This is a genomic window from Jidongwangia harbinensis, from assembly GCF_020216025.1.
Classification (GTDB): domain Bacteria; phylum Actinomycetota; class Actinomycetes; order Mycobacteriales; family Micromonosporaceae; genus Actinoplanes; species Actinoplanes harbinensis.
On the sequence record NZ_JAIWNC010000010.1, the window covers coordinates 282021 to 295593 of the forward strand.

The window sequence follows — 13573 nt, forward strand, 5'->3', positions numbered from 1 at the left end:
GGGCGTCTCCTGTCACCAGCGTCTACCGGCGTGTACCGCGCCGCGGCCGCCCTGGTTCACTGCCATTGAGCGGTGCGCCGACCGGCCTGCCAAGACAACTGTCGACAACCGGATGGCGCGGCGCCGGTAATCTGCCCCGCGGAGGTGAGGCGGTGCGGGACACCGACGAGGCGCAGTTGGTCCGGGCCGCCCGGGGCGGCGCGGTGGAATGCCTGGGCGTGCTGCTGGCCCGGCACCGCGCCGGGATGGTCGCCGTGGCGCTGAGCCTGCTCGGTCACCGGCCGGCCGCCGAGGACGCGGTGCAGGAGGCGGCGCTGGTGGCGCTGCGGCGGATCGGTGACCTGCGCGATCCGGACGCCGTCGGGCCGTGGTTGCGGGCCATCGTCCGCAACGCCTGCCGGATGCAGCTCCGCGGTGCCCGGGAGGTTCCGGTGGACCAGCTCGACGCGCTGGCCCTGCCCGCCGGTGCGGACCCGGCCGACCTGGTCGACCGGCAGGCCACCGGGGACTGGGTGTGGCGGGCGGTGCACGAGCTGTCGCCGGCCCTGCGCCTGGTGACCATGTTGCGGTACTTCACCGACGTCACCGCATACGACCAGATCGCGGCCGTGTGCGGGGTGCCGGTCGGCACCGTGCGCAGCCGGCTCAGCCAGGCCCGGGCCCGGCTGGCGGAGGCGCTGCTGGCCACGGCCGACCAGGTCCACGACGATGCGGCGGCGCTGCGGCGGGCCCGCCGGCGGGAGGCCGTCGAGTTGCTGGAGGCGGCGCACCGGGGACGGTTCGCCGAGGCGCTGGCGCAGACGTACGCACCGTCGGTCACCACGTCCTGGCCGGACGGCCTGCGCTCCCGCGGCCAGGACTTCCTGGTCCGGGTGATGGACGGCGACATCGGCGACGGCGTCCGGTACCGGCTGACCGATGTCGCGGCGGACCGGGACATCGTGATCCTGCGGACCGACCTGATCAGCCCGCCGCACGACCCGTTCCACTGCCCGCCCAGCGCGGTGTGGGTGAAACACCTCGACGGCGGCCGGGTGGGCCACCTCCGGCTGTTCCACCCACCCGCGCGGGCGGACCAGGTCAGAACCTGAACAGCCGGTAGGAGCCGACCGTCCGGAACCCCAGCCGGCGGTACACCGGCTCGCCGGCCGGGCTGGCCTGCAGCGTGGCGACGCGCAGTCCCCGGTACCGGGCCGCGCGCAGCGCCGCGCCGGTGACCGCGGCGCCGATGCCACGCCGCCGGTAGCGGGCGTCGGTGGCGACGACGTAGATGCCGGCCACACCGTTGCTGATCGAGACCGCGGCGGTGCCGACCACCCGTCCGTCGATCCGGGCGGCGAAGCGGAGCAGGTCGTCGTAGCGGGCGGAGCGGTGGAGTTCGCCCTCGACGGTGGCGGCCACGGCCGTCCCGGTCACGCCCAGCGGCGGCGCGTACGCCTCGACGTACGCGGTGATGTCCGCCGCGTCGGTGACCCGGTCGATGCGCGTCCCGGCGGGCAGCGGCGTCTCCGGGATGCGGTCCAGCGACAGCGCCATCACCGGCAGCGTCTGCACCTCGGTGGCGCCCTCGGCGCGCAGGTCGTCGCCCACCGCGGGGTCGGAGTCGGCACCGGCCCACCAGAGCCACGGCGTGCCGGCCAGGCGTTCCCGGACCTCCGGCAGCACCTGGGCCACCCGCCGGCCGCGCAGCCGCAGCACCCCGTTGAGCAGGGGGCGCGGCACGACGCTGCGGTAGACCGGCAGGTCGGCGTGCACGTCGTCGGCGCTGCCCCAGCCGAGCCAGTAGGCGCGGCAGTTGGCCAGCTGGGGCTGCAGGTCGTGGATCGAGTCGATGGCGGTGGTCGAGGTTCCCATACCGGCCTGATGCGGGCGGCGCCCGGAAAGTTCGATCCGGTACCCCGGATATTCCGGACGCCGCCCGGCGCTCAGCCGATCAGGTCCATTCGATCGAGCTGGTCGCGTCGTCCAGCAGGCCCAGCGAGGCGCGCGAGCCGGTGGGTCCCACCGACGCACCGCCGTAGTTCGGGTTCTCCCAGTGCTTCACCCAGCAGTTCGCGTACGAGCGGAACGACGAGATCTCGTTGACCCACCCGGCGAGCAGTGACGGCGTGGCGTAGTCCCGGTCGGTGGTCCGGGTGGTGCAGTTGCCGTTCGACCCGCTGTAGATCACGTAGGCGCCGGTGTAGCTGGGCTCCGCGTACTCGATGCTCAGCACGGTCCACACCACGGCGGCCCGTGCGCCGGCGCGGACCTGCCGCTCCGACTCCGCGTTGGCGGCGTCGATCCGGGCGTCCAGGCCGGGGCCCCGCAGGTCCTTCGGCGTGTTCTTCGGCCCCGGCGCCAGCCGGCCGCCGGAGGCGAACTCGAGTGCCGCGGCGAACGTCGCGAAGCAGGTGTCGGGCCGGGTGTGGTCCACGGTGACCACGCAGCCCGGTCCGTCGGCGGGCGGGTCGGCGACTGCCGGTGCCGCGACGCCGAGCGTGGCCATCGCGGCCGCCGCGGACGTCGCCAGCACCCGGCGCGGAATCCTTCTGGTCATGGTGTTGCCCTTCGGTCGGCCCGCCGTCCGGGACTCGGCGGCGGTGCGATGCCAGACTCCGCGGCGGCGTCAGTACCGGGTCAGCGCCGGCTCAGCGCGACCGCCGTGATGACGCCACGCTGACGTGCGGGTGCCACCGTGTCCCCGACCGGCCGCACCGGGTGGCCGGTACGGGGAGGAGCACTCATGCGCATCCGCAACACGATCGCGGCGCTGGCGGCCGGGAGCCTGCTGTCGACCGTCCTCGCGGCGCCCGCCGCGGCCACCGAGGCGTCGCTCTGCGGGTCGATCCCGGGCGTGACGCTGATCGGCACGGACGGCGACGACGTGCTGATCGGCACGATCGGCACGGACGAGATCCACGGCAACGGCGGTGACGACGAGATCTACGGCCGCGGCGGATCGGACGCCCTCTACGGCGGGCACGGCAGCGACCAGATCTTCGGCGAGGGGTGCCCCGACGCGCTGACCGGCGGCCCGGGCCCGGATCTGCTGGCCGGGCTGGCCGGCGACGACGAGCTGCGCGGTGGCGCCGGCGACGACACGTTGTACTCCGGCGTGGGCGTCGACGACCTGGACGGCGAGGGCGGTACGGACCAGTGCTGGGAGAGCTGGGCGACCGCGACCTACGACATCGTGTACCTGACCTACGCCGGGCCGTACGCCTGCTGACCGGTCCGTCTCGGGGCCGGAGCGGCGAGCGCCGCCCGGTCCGGCCCCGGCGCGTCGATCTGCCGCATCGCGGCGGACCAGCGGTCGAACGCCCGGCGGGCCTCCCCGTGCCGGCCCGCGGCGACCAGCGCCCGGACCAGGGCCCGGTGCGCGGAGTCGTCGAACGGGTCCACGGCGAGCAGCCGGACCAGGCAGGTCGCCGCCTGGTCCAGGTTGCCGCCGGCCCGGGACAGGGCGGCGAGGCGGCGTAGCCCGCGCAGCCACGCCGCCCGGGCCAGTTCGCGCAGCGGGTCGGCCCAGTCCTCGTACGGTTCGTCGTCGAACGCGTCGCCCCGGTAGGCCGTGTCCACCTCGGCGAGCACCTTGCGGGCGCTCTCCGGATCGCCGGTGCGGGCCAGATCGTCGGCGTGGGCCACGTCGCGGATCAGCTCCTCGGCGTCCACGCGGACCGCGGCGGCGTCGAGGGACACCCCGGCCGAGTCGGCCCGCACGTAGTGGTCGGCCGGGCGGCGGCGGTCCGGGTCCAGCACCGCGCGGACCGCGGACAGCAGGACGGACAGCCGGTGTGCGGTGCGGCGCGGTTCGTCGTCCGGCCAGAGCAGTTCGCACAGCTCCGGCCGCGGCACCGCGCGGGACCGCCGGGCCACCAGGATCTTCAGCAGGGTACGGGCCTGCCGGGAGCGCCAGGCCGGCAGCGGCACCGGGCGGCCGGCCACCACCACGTCGAACCTGCCCAGCACGAAGATCCGCACCGGGGCGTGCATGGCCTCGCCGGGGGTCAGCGGCTGGCCGCTGATCGCGATCACGCCGAGCGCCAGCAGCCGGCTGGTGGCGGCCCGGGCGGCCAGGCGCCGGGCGGTGCCGGCGCCGGGCAGGCGACCGCGCAGCACCACCAGCCGGTCGGCGGCCGGGGCGGCGCCGGCCCGGTGCCAGATCGCGGTCGCCTCGTCCAGCGCCGCCGCGGCTTCGTCCGGATCGGCCGTGGCGGCGGCGGACAGCTCCAGCGCCCCGGCGATGAGGTCGCCGCGGCGCCCGGCCCGCGCGGCGGCCGCCGCCTCGGCCGCCCGTTCCCGGGCCGCCGCCGGGTCGCCGCCGGCCAGCGCCACCCATCCCTGGGCGATCAGGGCCACCGGCCGGAACGCCGGCGGTGCGTGCCGCCCGGCCGCCTCGGCCGCCGCCCGGGCCGCGGCCAGGTCCACCCGGCTGCCCTCGGCGTGCAGGCGGGCCAGGCCGCTCAGGGCGGGCACCAGGATCTGCACGTCGGAGCAGTCCCGGGCCAGTTCGGCGGCCTCCTCGAAGGCGGTCATGCTCTGCTCGCGCCGGCCCAGCTGGCGGTACACCTCACCGAGTCCGCGCAGCCCGGCCGCGGCCCGGGTGGGCCCGACCCGGCGGGACACCTGCAGCACCCACTCGAAGTGGTGGATCGCCTCGTCGTAGCGGCCCAGCCAGGTGAGCGCCTCGCCGGCGTTGTGCAGGGCGGCGATCATCGCGCCGGGCGGGCCGCCGAGGTCGACCGCGTGCCGCGCCGCGGCCAGCGCCGCCGGGTAGTTCGCCGCGCGCAGGCGGCAGTCCGACTGGTTGACCAGGGCGCGGCCCTGCAGCACCACGTCGCCGGCCCGGACCGCGGCGGCCTCGGCCTCGGCCAGGTGCGCCTCCCGGCGGACCCCGGTGGCGGCGAGCGCGGCGGCCAGGTGCGCGGCCGCGATCGGCCCGGCTCCAGCGGTTGGCCCGGCTCCGGCAGCCGGGCCGGCTCCGGGGGTTGGCTCGGCTCCGGGGGCTGGCTCGGCTCCGGGGGTTGGCTCGGCTCCGGGGGCTGGCTCGGCTCCGGGGGTTGGCTCGGCTCCGGGGGTTGGCTCGGCTCCGGGGGCTGGCTCGGCCCTGGCGGTTGGCTCGGCGGCGGCTGGGGTGAGAGGTCCGGCGGCAGCGGTGAGAGGCCCCGGGGCGGTTGCTCCGGCGGCGGCCAGGGCGGCCGCGGCGACCAGGGCTGCGCCGTCGTTGTCGCCGAGCAGGACCAGGACGGTGGCCCGGCAGGCCAGCAGCCGGACGTCGTCCGCCGTCGGCGGGTCGGCGGGTGGTTCCGCGTGGTCCAGCAGGTCCCGCGCGCCGCGGTAGTCGGCCTGCAGGTAGCGCAGCATGGCCGCCCGCCAGGCCAGCCGGGCCGGTAGCCGCCCGGCCGCCCGCGCCTCGGCCAGCAGCGGCGTGAACGCGTGCTCGGCGGCCGCGACGTCGCCGGCCATCCGGTGCGCGTCCGCGGTCAGCAGGCGCACCGCGGGCGTACCCGCGGAGCCCGGCAGGCCGGCGGCCAGCCGGGTGACCTCGGCGGCGCCGCCGGCCGCGAGCATCTGGTCGCCGTGCGCCTCCATCACCGCCGCGCACCGCCCGGTCTCGCCGGCCCGGGCGTAGGCCCAGGCGGCCGGCAGCGGCAGTCCGGCCGTCACGTAGCGGTCCGCCGCCGTGCGCAGCCGGTCGGCGTCCGTGCCGCCGGCCGGGTCGCGGCGGTGCCGCAGGGCCGCGGCGACGACCGGCACCACCCGCAGGCCCCCGCCGGGCGGGCTGAACGGCACCCGTCCGGGCACCAGGACGCCGTACCGCCGCAGCCAGAGCATGGTGCTGCCGGCGGTCGCGGGTGCGGCGGTGACCAGGGCGGCAGCGAGCGCGCCGTCGATCGGCTCGAGCCCGGCCACCGCGTCGAGCAGGTGCAGCGCCGGTTCGGGCAGGTCGGCCAGCACGTGGTCGCGGATCCAGCCGGCGCCCGGGGTGCCGGGACCGGCCAGCGCGTCGAGCAGCTCGTCCGGGTCGGTGCGCCGGCCGGTCACCCGGCCGGCCAGCGTCTCGCCGGCCAGATGGACCAGCGCGGGCCAGCCGGCGGTGAGGGTGTGCACGGTGGCGGCCAGGCCGGCGTCGGTCACGCCGTGCACCTCGCGCAGCACCCGGGCGGCCTGGTGGGCGGGCAGGGCCAGGTCGGGCGGGCCGATCTCGGTGACCGGGCCGGGCAGCGCGGCGAGCAGCGCCGGCGGGAGCGGTTGGTGGGCCGCGACGGTGACCGCGGTGGCGGCGGGCAGCGCCCGCAGTCGCGCGGCGAGGCGCAGCTGCGCCTCGAGCGGCAGGGCGGTCAGGTCGTCGATCGCGAGGTGGGCGGGCGCGTCCGGGCCGTCCGCCGGCCAGTCCGCGGCGGAGATGAGGTACGACGGCCGCCGCGCGCAACGGTCCTCGAGCGCCGTGGTCTTGCCGTAGCCGGCGGCGGCCACGAGGAGCGTCGTCCGGCCGTACGCACGCTCGGCTGCCATCCGCTCAGGCTAGGGTCGGCGCCCCCGGGTGCCCCGGGTCAGGTCGGAGAGCCGACACGGGCCGATCAGCCGCCGGTCCGGCGCGACAGCCACAATTCCAGGCCGTCGAGCAGCCGTTCCAGGCCGAACATGAAGCCGTCCTCCCAGACCCGCTCGGGGTCGCGTGCGGCCGGGCCGATCTCGCGCCGCCACTTGTCGTAGTGCGGGTGGTCGGCGGCGATCAGGTCCAGGTAGGGCTCGATCCGGGTGACGATCTCGGTGACCGGCACCCCGGCCTCGCGGCTGGTGCTGGTCAGCGCGGCGACCGTGCTGGCCGAGCCGATCGCGTACGCCATCAGCAGGGAGCTGGCGTGGGCGAGTTCCAGCCCGGAGAACCCCGCCGCGGACAGCAGCGCGACCATCCGGTCGCCGTTGCGCATCGCGTTCGGTCCCATGGCGGGGCGCACCCCGAGCAGGCCGATCACCCACGGGTGACGCAGCAGCATGGCGCGCAGCCCGGAGGTGAAGACGGACGCGCCGATCCGCCAGCCGGTGTCGTCCGGGTCGGGGACGTACACCTCGCCCATCACCTGGTCGACCGCGAGTTCCAGCAGTTCGTCCTTGTGCGCCACGTACCAGTACACCGACGTGGCGCCGGACCCCAGCTTGGTGCCCAGGCGCCGCATGCTCAGCCCGGCCGCGCCCTCCGCGTCGAGCAGTTCGATCGCGGCGCGGACGATCTGGTCGCGGCTCAGCGGCGGCTGGGTACCGCGGCCACGGGGTGGGTGGGTCCAGACCGAGCTGCTGAACGGGTCGGGCTTCGAGGGCATCCGGGGTCCTTCCGACCGGTGCAGTCTACCGACCGTCGTACGCCGTTCGAGTTACTGGTACGGTGTTCGAGCTTCCCGCACACCGTACGATCGGAGTGTCCTGATGCCGTCGCCCCACCCGCGCCGCTGGCTGATCCTCGGTGTGCTCTGCCTGAGCCTGCTCGTCGTCGTGATCGACAACATGGTGCTGAACATCGCCATCCCGTCGCTGATCCGCGACCTGGGGGCGAGTGCCGCCGAGATCCAGTGGATCATCGACTCGTACATCCTGGTCTTCGCCGGCCTGCTGCTCACCGCCGGCAGCCTCTCCGACCGGCACGGCCGCCGCCGCGGCCTGGTCTTCGGCCTGGTGCTGTTCGGCGGCGCGTCCGTGCTGGCCACGCTCTGCCAGACCCCCGGTCAGCTGATCGCGGTCCGCGGCCTGATGGGCGTCGGCGCCGCGTTCCTGATGCCCGGCACGCTGTCCATCCTCACCACGGTGTTCGACGAGTCCGAGCGCAAGAAGGCCATCGCGATCTGGAGTTCGGTGCTGATGCTCGGCGCGCTCGGCGGCCCGACCGTCGGCGGCCTGCTGTTGCAACACTTCTGGTGGGGCGCGGTGTTCCTGATGAACATCCCGATCGCGGTGCTGGGCGTGATCGCGGCGCTCGCGGTCATCCCGGAGTCGCGCGGACCGGCGACCCGGCCCGACCCGCTCGGCGCGCTGCTGTCCACGGTGGGCATGGCCGCGCTGGTCTGGGGCGTCATCGCCTCGGCCGACGCCGGCTGGTCGGCGCCGCGGACCGTGGCCGGCTTCGCCGTCGCGGTGGTCGCGCTGACCGCGTTCGGGCTCTGGGAACGCCGGGTCGCCGAACCGATGCTGCCGATCTCGCTGTTCCGCGACCGCAACTTCGGCGGCGCCAGCCTGTCCATCGTGCTGCTGTCCTTCTCGGCCGGCGGGGTGATGCTGGCGCTGACCCAGTACCTGCAGTTCGTGCTGGGCTACGGGCCGATGCGGGCCGGCCTGGCGTTCATCCCGATGCTGCTGACCGTGACCGCGTTCAACGGCATCGGCGTGGTGGCCGACAAGCGGCTCGGCACCCGGGTGGCCATCGCCACCGGCCTGCTGCTGATGGCGGCGGGTTTCGCGGTGCTCGCGTCCATCGGCCCCGCCGACGGCTACCTGAAACTGGTCACCGCCCTGGTGGTGATCGGGGCCGGCAGCGGCACCGCCGGACCGGCCGCCTACGGCACCCTGCTCGCCGCGCTGCCACCGGAACGCGTCGGCGTCGGCTCCGCGGTCAACGACACCGTGCAGCAGGTCGGCGCCGCGCTCAGCGTCGCGGTGCTGGGCAGCGTCCTGACCGCGGCGTACTCGTCGGCGCTGCCCGCCGACGTCACCGGGCCGGCCCGCAGGTCCATCGGGGACGCGCTGAACGCCGCCGCGGCGACCGGCGACGGGCGGCTCGCCGACCTGGCCCGCACCGCGTTCGTCGAGGCACTGTCCACCACCGCCTGGGTCGGCGTGGCCGGCGGCGTCGCGGCCGCCGTGGTCGCGGCGACGATGCTGCGCACCCGCCCCGCGCCGGTGGATCCCGCGCCGGTGGAGCCGGTGGCCGGCGGTGTCGCGCTGACGGGGGTCCCCCGTGCCGGGGATCTACCCGATCGACGCGAATGAGTAAGGTCGGCGTCATGCCGGGCCATGAAGGACGCCACGCGATCATCGACTCTTCCGTGCCGCACCCCGCCCGCCGGTACAACTACTGGCTCGGCGGCAAGGACAACTTCGCCGCCGACCGGGCCTCCGCCGACGAGTTCGAGCAGCGCTTCCCCGGGGTCCGGATCGGCGCCCGGTCCAACCGCGCCATGCTCCAGCGCGCCACCCGTTTCCTCACCGCCGAGGTGGGGCTGCGCCAGTTCCTGGACATCGGCACCGGCCTGCCCACCGCGGACAACACCCACGAGGTCGCCCAGCGGATCGCGCCCGACACCCGGGTCGTCTACGTCGACAACGACCCGCTGGTCATGACGCACGCGCGGGCGCTGCTCACCAGCACCGCCGAGGGCCGCACCGCGTACATCGAGGCCGACCTGCGCGACCCGGACGCCATCCTGCGCGACCCGGTGCTGCGCGAGACGCTGGACATGACCCGGCCGGTCGCGCTGATGCTGGTCGCGGTGCTGCACTTCATCCCCGGCGACGGTGCCGCCGCTCCGATCGTCCGGCGGTTGCTGGACGCGCTGCCGGCCGGCAGCTACCTGGTGGCCACGCACGCCACGCTGGACTTCGCGCCGCCGGCCCACCGCGAGGCGCACGAGAGCCTGCGGGCGGCCGGCCGGTCCGACGTCTGGCCCCGCGGCCGCGACGAGTTCGCCACCGTGTTCGACGGTCTCGAGGTGCTGCCGCCGGGCATCGTGCCGGTCAGCGAGTGGCGCGCCGAGCCGGGGGAGCCGGTGCCGGACCGGGTCAACGTGTCGGTCTGGGGCGGGGTCGGCCGCAAGGATTGAGCCGCTCAGCCCGGCCGGTCGCACTCAGGCCGGCCTGCTGGACTCAGACCTGCTGGACTCAGACCTGCTGGATTCAGGCCGGCCGGCTGAACTCGGCCAGCCGGGCCGCGCCGGCCGCACCGAACGGCTCGGTGCCCGCGGTGATCCGGGCGACCAGGTCGCCGGTCGTCTCGAGCGCCTGGGTGACGATCTCCGGCGGATATCCGTACCGCACCTGGTGGTCGGCGAACTCGTCCTCGTCCAGCACGTCGACCCGGCCGTCGCGCCACCGGACCACGTCCAGGTCCAGGTCCACCGCGTGCACCGCGTCGCCGTCGCGGACCGGGGTGGTCGTCACGTCGACGTAGAGCGCTATGTCGTTCGCCGCGGGATCGTTCCAGCTGGCGATCCACGGCTCACCGGGCGGCACCAGCAGGACGACGTCGGAGGGCTGCACGACCGGCGGCTCGGATCCGCGTTGCAGCAGGATCCCGGCCCGGCCACCGAGCCACCATCCGTGCCGGTCGGTGGCGAACGGCTCCAGGGTGTACCGCCAGTGCGGCCGGCCGCCCCACTTGGTGAACCGGATCTCCACGCCCACCCGGCCGACCCTACCCGCCGGTCGCACTGGACCCGTCCGCCTACCCTGTGCGCAGCGGAGCGGGGAGGACACGATGCGTGCGGTCGTCCAGGATCGGTACGGCGACCCGGAGGGCCTGCGGGTCGCGGAGATCGACCGTCCCGTGCCGGCCCGCGACGAGGTGCTGGTCCGGGTGCGGGCGGCGTCCGTGCATCCGGACGTCTGGCACGTGGTGAGCGGCCGGCCGTACCTGTTGCGCCTGATGGGCTCCGGCGTCCGGCGGCCGTCGTGCCCGGTGCCCGGCACCGACCTGGCCGGGGTGGTGGCGGCGGTGGGTGCCGGAGTGACCCGGTTCCGGCCGGGAGACGAGGTCTTCGGCGAGACGCTGCGCGGGCAGGCCTGGCGCAACGGCGGGAGCTTCGCCGAGTACGCCCGCGCGCCCGAGTCCGGCCTGGCCGGCAAACCCGGCGGGGTGTCGTTCGCGCAGGCGGCCGCGGTGCCGACCGCCGGGTACATCGCGCTGCTCAACCTGCCCGCCGACCGGGTCGCACCGGGCCGGCGGGTCCTGGTCAACGGCGCGGCCGGCGGGGTGGGCGCGATCGTCCTGCAGCTGGCCAAGGCCGGCGGCGCCCACGTGACCGGCGTCGACCACACCGGCAAGCAGGACCTGATGCGCCGGCTGGGCGCGGACCGGGTGGTCGATTACACCCGGGACGACTTCACCAGGGGTACGTCCCGGTACGACCTGATCGTCGACGTCCCGGGCAACCATCCGGTCTCGGCGTGCCGGCGGGCCCTGACCCCGGACGGCGTCTACGTGCTGATCGGGCACGACCACTTCGGCCGGGCCGGCCGCCGCTGGCTGGGCAGTGTGCCCCGGTTCGGCCGGCTGATGCTGATGTCGCTGTTCGTCCGGCAGGTCCGCGGCGGTGCCGGCGGCCTGGCCAAGGCGGAGGCGATGGAGACGCTGCGGGCGCACCTGGAGGCCGGGCACCTCGCCCCGGTGATCGACCGCACGTACCCGCTGGACCAGGCCGGGGCGGCGCTGCGCCACCTGGCCGACGGCGAGCCGGTCGGCCGGATCGTGCTCACCGCGTGACGCCGCTCAGCGGTGGTCCGAGTGGCCGAGGTCGCGCTCCGGCGCCACCCGGTCGCGGACCAGGCGCTTCAGCTCGGCCAGCTCGGGGAACCCCTGGGTCTTGCGCGACCAGATGAGCTCGTCGTCGAGCCGGATCTCGAACACCCCGCCGGTGCCGGGCACCAGCGCGACCTCACCCAGGTCCCGCGGGAACGTGGTGAGCAGTTCCTGCGCCGTCCACCCGGCGCGCAGCAGCCAGCGGCACTGCGTGCAGTACTCGATCTCCAACCGCGGGTGCCTGGTGGTCACCGGAGGTCTCCTATTCTGCTCACATGGACCTGGAGTTCAGCGGCGAGGTGTGGTTCTGGAAGGGCCCGTCGCCCTGGCATTTCGTCACGGTTCCGGACGAGCAGTGCGCGGCCCTGGAGGCGGCCTCCGCGGTCGTCACCTACGGCTGGGGGATGATCCCGGTGGCCGCCCGGATCGGGGACACCGGCTGGACCACCTCGCTGTGGCCCAAGGACGGGCGGTACCTGGTGCCGGTGAAGGCGGTCGTGCGGTCCGCCGAGGGCATCGAGGTGGGTGACGTGGTCACGGTCCGTCTCGCGGTCGACGTCTGACCCCGCGGGTCACGACACCGGACGCCAGCCGGACGGCGGATCCTCGCCGGTCAGCCCGTCCACCGCCTCGCGGATCAGGTCGGCGTGCCCGGTGTGCCGGCCGTACTCCTCGATCAGGTCACAGACCAGCCGGCGCAGGCTGGCGTGGGTGCCGCCGGCGTCGGCGACGTGCACCGGCTGGTCGAGGCCGCCGTCGGCCAGGGCCGCGTCCAGGCGGGCGCGGGAGCGGGCGACCGCGCCGTCGTAGAGGGCGTAGAGCTGCTCCGGCGGGTCGTCCGCGGCGGAGGTGAAGTCCCAGTCGCCGGTGCCGTCCCAGCCGGTGGCGTCCCACGGCGCGCCGAGCGGCTGCCCGCCGAGCTTGCCGGTGAACGTGTGGTCCTCCGCGGCGGCGAGGTGTTTGAGCAGGCCGCCGAGGGTGAGCGCGGAGGCGCCGACGCGGGTCCGCAGCCCGGTCGCGTCCAGCCCGTCGGCCTTCCAGCGGAATGTCGTGCGCAGCCGGTCGAGGGCGCCGACGAGGTGCTCGGCCTCGGTGCCCGCGAGCGGCGGTTCCCAGGGATCACGATCGGTCATGGGGGAACCATAGATCGAGTCGCGTGCGCGGTTCACGTATCGTGCCTCCCGTGAGTTCCTGGATGCGCCATCGCGATCACAACATCTTTGCCAACGCCGCGTCACTGGTGATCTGCGGCCTGCTGGCCGGCGTCGTCGTGGCCGCGGCGGCGTTCCCGGCCGTGGCCATGTCCGGTCTGGCGGCGAAGGCGGGCGGCGAGTCGTTCGCGCAGCTCCCGAGTGAGCTGAAGCACACCACGGCGCCGCAGGTGACCCGCATCTTCGCCGCGGACGGCAAGACGCCGATCTCGGTGTTCTTCGACGAGTTCCGCAGCGACGTGCCGCTGAAGGACATCTCGAAGAACATGCAGAACGCGATGATCGCCGCCGAGGACCACGAGTTCTTCAAGCACAACGGCGTCGACCTCAAGGGTGTCGCGCGGGCGTTCGTCAGCAACAACAGCAAGTCCGAGTCCGAGGGCCAGCAGGGCGCGTCCACGCTGACCATGCAGTACGTGAAGATGTCGCTGGCGTACTCGGCGACGAACCCGCAGGAGGTCGTCGACGCGACCGAGGACACCCCGAAGCGCAAGATCAACGAGATCAAGTACGCGATGCAGGTGGAAGAGGAGCTGACCAAGGAGCAGATCCTCGAGCGCTACCTGAACACCGCGCCGTTCGGCAGCGGGGCGTACGGCATCTCCGCGGCCAGCCAGGTGTACTTCCGCAAGAAGCCCAAGGACCTCAGCGTGGCCGAGGCCGCGATGCTGGCCGGCATGGTGAAGGCGCCGTCGGCGTACGACCCCACCACGGAGACCGGCTACCCGCAGGCCCGGGACCGTCGCGCCTACGTGCTCAGCGACATGCTGGAGCTGGGCTTCATCACCCAGGACCAGTTCAACAAGGCGAAGGCGTCCAAGATCCCGCGGGAGATCAAGCGGCCGGGCAACGGCTGCGTGTCGGTGGCGAAGAA

Annotated in this window: 14 protein-coding genes; 7 read left to right on the plus strand and 7 right to left on the minus strand. The window is 75.0% G+C overall.

Features of this window, described 5'->3' with window-relative positions; genetic code table 11:
- Positions 1 to 152 precede the first annotated feature (152 nt).
- Positions 153 to 1091 (plus strand): RNA polymerase sigma factor, encoded by a 939-nt coding sequence (locus LDL48_RS16110; RefSeq protein WP_225255939.1) that lies wholly within the window; start codon positions 153 to 155, stop codon positions 1089 to 1091.
- Here LDL48_RS16110 and LDL48_RS16115 read toward each other — a convergent pair.
- A complete protein-coding gene (locus LDL48_RS16115; protein WP_225255940.1) occupies positions 1081 to 1854 on the minus strand; it encodes a GNAT family N-acetyltransferase in 774 nt (257 codons plus the stop codon). The two genes, LDL48_RS16110 and LDL48_RS16115, sit on opposite strands and share 11 nt — an antisense overlap.
- 79 nt (positions 1855 to 1933) lie before the next feature.
- On the minus strand, positions 1934 to 2539 hold the full coding sequence (locus LDL48_RS16120) for a hypothetical protein (protein ID WP_225255941.1): 606 nt from the start codon (positions 2537 to 2539) through the stop codon (positions 1934 to 1936).
- A 186-nt stretch (positions 2540 to 2725) separates the two neighbouring features.
- Here LDL48_RS16120 and LDL48_RS16125 point away from each other — a divergent pair, with 186 nt between their 5' ends.
- Complete coding sequence (locus tag LDL48_RS16125) at positions 2726 to 3211, plus strand: calcium-binding protein (protein WP_225255942.1); 486 nt, start codon at positions 2726 to 2728, stop codon at positions 3209 to 3211.
- Here the strand turns inward: LDL48_RS16125 and LDL48_RS16130 are convergent.
- Together LDL48_RS16130 and LDL48_RS16135 are read right to left on the minus strand one after the other, a co-directional pair.
- Positions 3187 to 6498 (minus strand): BTAD domain-containing putative transcriptional regulator, encoded by a 3312-nt coding sequence (locus LDL48_RS16130; protein ID WP_225255943.1) that lies wholly within the window; start codon positions 6496 to 6498, stop codon positions 3187 to 3189. The genes LDL48_RS16125 and LDL48_RS16130 overlap by 25 nt on opposite strands.
- A gap of 65 nt (positions 6499 to 6563) precedes the next feature.
- Positions 6564 to 7307, minus strand: coding sequence for a TetR/AcrR family transcriptional regulator (locus LDL48_RS16135; protein WP_225255944.1), 744 nt, complete (start codon positions 7305 to 7307; stop codon positions 6564 to 6566).
- A gap of 103 nt (positions 7308 to 7410) precedes the next feature.
- Here LDL48_RS16135 and LDL48_RS16140 point away from each other — a divergent pair, with 103 nt between their 5' ends.
- On the plus strand, positions 7411 to 8964 hold the full coding sequence (locus tag LDL48_RS16140) for an MFS transporter (protein ID WP_225255945.1): 1554 nt from the start codon (positions 7411 to 7413) through the stop codon (positions 8962 to 8964).
- A 14-nt stretch (positions 8965 to 8978) separates the two neighbouring features.
- A complete protein-coding gene (locus tag LDL48_RS16145) occupies positions 8979 to 9794 on the plus strand; it encodes an SAM-dependent methyltransferase (RefSeq protein ID WP_225255946.1) in 816 nt (271 codons plus the stop codon).
- A gap of 73 nt (positions 9795 to 9867) precedes the next feature.
- Here the strand turns inward: LDL48_RS16145 and LDL48_RS16150 are convergent, their stop codons facing one another.
- The gene (locus LDL48_RS16150; RefSeq protein ID WP_225255947.1) at positions 9868 to 10374 is read right to left on the minus strand and encodes a ribonuclease FAU-1 family protein; all 507 of its coding nucleotides are present in this window, start codon (positions 10372 to 10374) and stop codon (positions 9868 to 9870) included.
- Positions 10375 to 10447: 73 nt separating this feature from the next.
- Between LDL48_RS16150 and LDL48_RS16155 the strand changes: the two genes are divergently transcribed.
- Positions 10448 to 11452: an NAD(P)-dependent alcohol dehydrogenase gene (locus LDL48_RS16155; RefSeq protein WP_225255948.1), complete on the plus strand. Its 1005-nt coding sequence runs from the start codon at positions 10448 to 10450 to the stop codon at positions 11450 to 11452.
- A 6-nt stretch (positions 11453 to 11458) separates the two neighbouring features.
- Here the strand turns inward: LDL48_RS16155 and LDL48_RS16160 are convergent, their stop codons facing one another.
- Positions 11459 to 11740, minus strand: a complete 282-nt coding sequence (locus tag LDL48_RS16160; RefSeq protein ID WP_225255949.1) for an Rdx family protein — start codon at positions 11738 to 11740, stop codon at positions 11459 to 11461.
- Positions 11741 to 11763: 23 nt separating this feature from the next.
- On the opposite strand from LDL48_RS16160, the gene LDL48_RS16165 reads away from it, so the two are divergent.
- Positions 11764 to 12051 carry a DUF1905 domain-containing protein gene (locus LDL48_RS16165; RefSeq protein ID WP_225255950.1) on the plus strand — a complete coding sequence of 96 codons (288 nt, stop codon included), beginning with the start codon at positions 11764 to 11766 and terminating at the stop codon, positions 12049 to 12051.
- A gap of 9 nt (positions 12052 to 12060) precedes the next feature.
- Here the strand turns inward: LDL48_RS16165 and LDL48_RS16170 are convergent, their stop codons facing one another.
- The gene (locus LDL48_RS16170) at positions 12061 to 12621 is read right to left on the minus strand and encodes a mycothiol transferase (protein WP_225255951.1); all 561 of its coding nucleotides are present in this window, start codon (positions 12619 to 12621) and stop codon (positions 12061 to 12063) included.
- A gap of 62 nt (positions 12622 to 12683) precedes the next feature.
- Here LDL48_RS16170 and LDL48_RS16175 point away from each other — a divergent pair.
- The coding region (locus LDL48_RS16175; RefSeq protein WP_225255959.1) for a transglycosylase domain-containing protein at positions 12684 to 13573 on the plus strand (890 nt) is incomplete at its 3' end.